Here is a 4,255-nt window from a genome sequence, read left to right as displayed (position 1 = left end):
GGTTACGATGGAAATCCAGTTTGGCCATCGATGGCAGATGTCGAGCCGGGCCTACCGCTTGACCTCCGCCTGAAGACGGAGGTATGCGCTGTCGGTCTGTATCACGCCGTCCGCTCTCCCATCCGAACGTAATACACCAAGAGCACGATTAGCGTCGCGGCCGGCAGTCCCCATCGCAGAAGCCGAAACGTCATCGCTCCGTTACCCGGTTCTTGGAGGGCCCACACGATCATCGCGATCGCCATTCCTCCAACGAATCCCAGGTCGGCGGCCCACTCGACGCTCGTTCGACGGCCGCTAACGTACGGAGGCCACTCGAGACCGACGAGCACGTTACAGACGCCTCCCAAAACGGAGGCTGCATACATGACGACAACTGGTGTCACGACGTCGGTCGAGATCCACCCCGCGAGTACCATCGGCGCGATGATCGCGTTTGCGAACACGAACAGTAGTACGCCGCCGACGAGTCGGCGATTCCAATTGATCATAACCAAATAGAGTCCTCGACCCCCCAATTAACCTTCAAAATTATAAATGATAGTATGAAGCGGTTAGCGAACCGAGTTCGGGCACGGAATCGGAAACCCGATGAACGAGTCGATTACTCGCGTTCGCTCGCGATCGATTACTCGAGCAGCCAGCTCAACAGCGCCTTCTGGGCGTGCAGGCGGTTTTCGGCCTGATCGAAGACGATCGAGCGATCGCTTTCGATGACCTCGTCGGTGATCTCCTCGCCGCGGTGGGCGGGCAGACAGTGCATGACCGACGCGTCGTCGGCGTGCTCGAGCAGTTCCGACGAGATCTGGAACCCCTCGAAGTCGTCCATGCGGACGTCGCGTTCGTCCTCCTGGCCCATGCTGATCCAGACGTCGGTGTAGATGACGTCGGCGTCGGTGGCCGCCTCGACGGGGTCGTGAGTCGTCGTCGGATCGCCGCCGAGGTCGCGGGCGCGCTCGAGCACCGCGTCGTCGAGTTCGTACCCCTCGGGCGTCGCGACGGTGAGGTCGAGGTCGGTTAGTGCAGCGCCGATGGTAAAGGATTGGGCGACGTTGTTGCCGTCGCCGATCCAGGCCACGGACACCTCGTCGAACCCGCCTTCCTGCTCGCGAATCGTCAGCAGGTCGGCGAGCGTCTGGCAGGGGTGGGCGTCGTCGGTGAGGCCGTTGACCACGGGCACGTCGGCGTACTCCGCGAGCACCTCGACGTTCTCGTGTTTGAACACCCGCGCCATCACGACGTCGACGTACCGCGAGAGCGCGCGGGAGGTGTCCTTCAGCGGTTCGCCTCGGCCGAGCTGGATGTCGTCCTGCCCGAGGAAGATGGCGTGTCCGCCGAGCTGGGTCATCCCGGTCTCGAAGGAGATTCGGGTTCGCGTACTCGCCTTCTGGAAGAGCATGCCAAGCGTCTGCCCCGGTAGGTCGGCGTGATCCTCGCCGGCTTCGACGGCGCGTTTGTACTCCGTGGCTCTGTCGAGAACCGTAAACAGTTCCTCCTCGGTAAGGTCGTCGACGTCGAGGAAATGCCTCGGCTGTGTTTCGTCCGTATCTGTCGTCATTGTCTGTAAAATCGTGTGAAAATGTGTGTACTCACGTCTCGCTGAGCGTCTCCGCGACGCGCTCTAAGACGGCGATCGATCGGTCGTACTCGGACAGCGAGAGCCGTTCGTCGGGTGCGTGATCGAGGTCCGAGTTGCCCGGTCCGTAGGTCACCATCGGGCAGTCCCACGCGCCGGCGTAGATGTTCATGTCGCTGGTCCCGGTCTTTCTGAGCAGGCGCGGATCTTCGTCCTCCTTTCGGATGGCGACCCGGAACGCTCGGGCGACCTCCGTCCGCGGACTCATCATCACGGGCGGCACCTTGTCCTTCCAGGTCACGGTCCCGACCTCGAGTTCGGCTTCGGCGGCTTCCCGAACCGTTTCGACGTCGAGGGCGGGCGGGACGCGAAGCTGGACGTCCATCGTCGTCTCGACGGAGAGGCCGTCGTCGCTGACGCCACCCTGGATATCGACGGGCTTCGTCGTCACCTGCTCGAAGACGGGTTCGTACTCGCCGCCCTCGAAGTGGTCTTCGACGGACGACCACCAGCGAACGGCGTGTTGGATCGCGTTCGGATCGGGACGGGAGGTGTGACCCGACTCGCTCGTCGCGACGTAGGTGCCGGCAATCAGACCGCGATACCCCAGCGTGATGCCGTCGGCGCCGGAGGGTTCGCCGTTGACGACGGCGTCGGGAGCGGAGTCCCGGTCGTCGACTAGATACCGCGATCCCCTCGAGTCGACCTCCTCGCCGACGACGCCGACGAACGAAACGCCGGTTCGAACGGCGGCCGCGGCCATCGCGGCGAGCGGCCCCGTCGCGTCGACGCTGCCGCGGCCCCAGAGGATCTCGTCGTCGCCGCTCTCCTCGACCTCGACGGGGATGTCCCCGGGGACGGTATCGATGTGTGAGGTCAGCAGGACGGCGTCGTCTGCGGGCGCGCGAACGTTGCCGATCGCGTCGATCCAGACCTCGCGGTCGTGGGCCTCGAAGAAGTCCACGAGCCGTTTGGCCGCCTCGCGTTCCTCGCCGGTCGGCGAGGGGATCGAGACGAGGTCGACCAGCAACTCGCGGGCGTCCTCGAGCGAGACGTCCGTCGGTTCGCTCGTACTCGTGCTCATGAGTCGGAGTTATCAGGTGCGACGACCGCAGTAAGCGCGTCGACGAGCCGGTCCGCCTCCGTCCCGTCGATCACCAGCGGCGGCAGCAGGCGCAACACGGTCCGACCCGCGGGCAGCGCCAGCACCTGGTGGTTCATCGCCAGGTCGCGGGCGACGCGGTTGGCCCCGCGTTTCAACTCGACGCCGACGAGCAGGCCCTCGCCGCGGACCTCGCGTACCTCGTCGCCGAGGGCGGCCTCGAGTTCCGTCGTGAGATACGCCCCGACGTCGGCGGCGTGGGCGGGCCACTCCTCCTCGACCAGCGTCGAAATCGTCGCGTGGGCCGCCGCGGTGACGACGGGGCCGCCGCTGAACGTGGCGTTGTGGGACGCCGCGCCGTCGGCGATCCAGTCTCGAACGGCGAGTCCGCCGATGGGGAGCCCGTTGCCGAGGCCCTTCGCCGTCGTGAGAATGTCGGGCGTGACGCCCGCGTTCTGGCAGGCCCACATCGAACCCGTCCGACCCATTCCGGTCTGAACCTCGTCGAAGACGAGCGCCGCGCCGACCTCGTCGGTCAGTTCGCGGGCGGTCTCGAGGTAGCCCGCCGGCGGGACGTTGATCCCGCCTTCTCCCTGAATCGGCTCGAGGATGACGGCCGCGGTCTCGTCGTCGATCGCGTCGGCGAGTTCGTCGCCGTCGCCGTAGGGGACGAACTCGATGTCGCCGGCGAGCGGCTCGAACGGTTTCTTGTACTTGTCCTTCCAGGTGGCCGCGAGCGCGCCCATCGTGCGGCCGTGGAACGAACGGGTTGCGGCGACGATCTTCGACTCGCCGGTCGCCGAGCGGGCGAACTTCAGCGCGGCCTCGTTGGCCTCGGTGCCGGAGTTACAGAACCAGGCGCTCTCGAGGCCGTCGGGCGTCGACGCGACGAACGCGGCGTAGGCGTTCTCGCGGGACTGCACGGGGTACGAGGAGTCGACGAACGTCAGGTTCGCGACCTGCTCCTGTACGGCGTCGACGACCGCCGGATGCGAGTGACCCAGCGGCGTACACGCGAAACTCGCGCCCGCGTCGACGTATTCCGTGCCGTCTGCGGTGTAGAGGTACGGCCCCTCGCCGCGCTCGAGACCGATCGGCTTGCTGCCGGAGACGAAATCGTGGTCGCTCATTGTGTTGCTTCCTCCGTTTCAGCGTCCAACACGCCCGGCTCGAGCGTCGTCCCCTCGCCGTCGAGCGCGCTCGTGATCGGTGCGTCTGCGTTGGCGGTCGCGACGATCACCGAGGACGCGCCGCCCTCGAGGGCCTCTTCGGCGGCCATGACCTTCTTCGTCATGAAGCCTTCCGCGGCGTCCTTGACGCCCGCGAACTCGGTGGGCGTGGACGCCGACTCGATCTTCGTCGACTCGTCGTCGGGATCCTCGTAGATTCCCGACACGTCGGTGAGCACGACGAGATCGGCCTCGAGCGCGCCCGCGATGGCTGCTGCGGCGCGGTCGGCGTCGGCGTTGACGGCGGTGTACCCGCCCGATTTCTCCTTCCCTAGCATAGGAACGGAGACGACCGGCGTGTAGCCGCCCGCGAGGACCGTCTCGAGGCTGTCTCTTATACACATCTCT

5 protein-coding genes are annotated in these 4,255 nt (G+C 66.0%); all 5 read right to left on the bottom strand.

Annotated elements, in window-relative coordinates:
- Nucleotides 1-101 precede the first annotated feature (101 nt).
- Nucleotides 102-491 carry a hypothetical protein gene (locus C493_RS10025; RefSeq protein ID WP_007259311.1) on the bottom strand — a complete coding sequence of 130 codons (390 nt, stop codon included), beginning with the start codon at nt 489-491 and terminating at the stop codon, nt 102-104.
- Between the two features lie 137 nt (nt 492-628).
- Complete coding sequence (argF, locus tag C493_RS10020; protein WP_007259310.1) at nt 629-1,558, bottom strand: ornithine carbamoyltransferase; 930 nt, start codon at nt 1,556-1,558, stop codon at nt 629-631.
- A 31-nt stretch (nt 1,559-1,589) separates the two neighbouring features.
- A complete protein-coding gene (locus C493_RS10015; RefSeq protein WP_007259309.1) occupies nt 1,590-2,660 on the bottom strand; it encodes a [LysW]-lysine hydrolase in 1,071 nt (356 codons plus the stop codon).
- Nucleotides 2,657-3,808: an aspartate aminotransferase family protein gene (locus C493_RS10010; protein WP_007259308.1), complete on the bottom strand. Its 1,152-nt coding sequence runs from the start codon at nt 3,806-3,808 to the stop codon at nt 2,657-2,659. Before C493_RS10010 ends, C493_RS10015 begins: the two co-directional genes overlap by 4 nt.
- On the bottom strand, nt 3,805-4,255 hold a 451-nt coding region (locus C493_RS10005), incomplete at its 5' end, for an amino acid kinase family protein (protein WP_007259307.1). The genes C493_RS10005 and C493_RS10010, both read right to left, overlap by 4 nt.

This window comes from Natronolimnohabitans innermongolicus JCM 12255 (assembly GCF_000337215.1).
GTDB classification, from domain to species: Archaea; Halobacteriota; Halobacteria; order Halobacteriales; family Natrialbaceae; genus Natronolimnohabitans; species Natronolimnohabitans innermongolicus.
The sequence above is the reverse complement of the archived record's forward strand: the minus strand, read 5'-3'. Positions and strand labels throughout refer to the sequence as shown.

What these genes read in the sequence shown, in the direction of transcription:
- C493_RS10025 (WP_007259311.1), bottom strand. Translation starts at nt 491, where the DNA reads ATGATCAATTGGAATCGCCGACTCGTCGGCGGCGTACTACTGTTCGTG.
- argF (WP_007259310.1), bottom strand. Translation starts at nt 1,558, where the DNA reads ATGACGACAGATACGGACGAAACACAGCCGAGGCATTTCCTCGACGTC.
- C493_RS10015 (WP_007259309.1), bottom strand. Translation starts at nt 2,660, where the DNA reads ATGAGCACGAGTACGAGCGAACCGACGGACGTCTCGCTCGAGGACGCC.
- C493_RS10010 (WP_007259308.1), bottom strand. Translation starts at nt 3,808, where the DNA reads ATGAGCGACCACGATTTCGTCTCCGGCAGCAAGCCGATCGGTCTCGAG.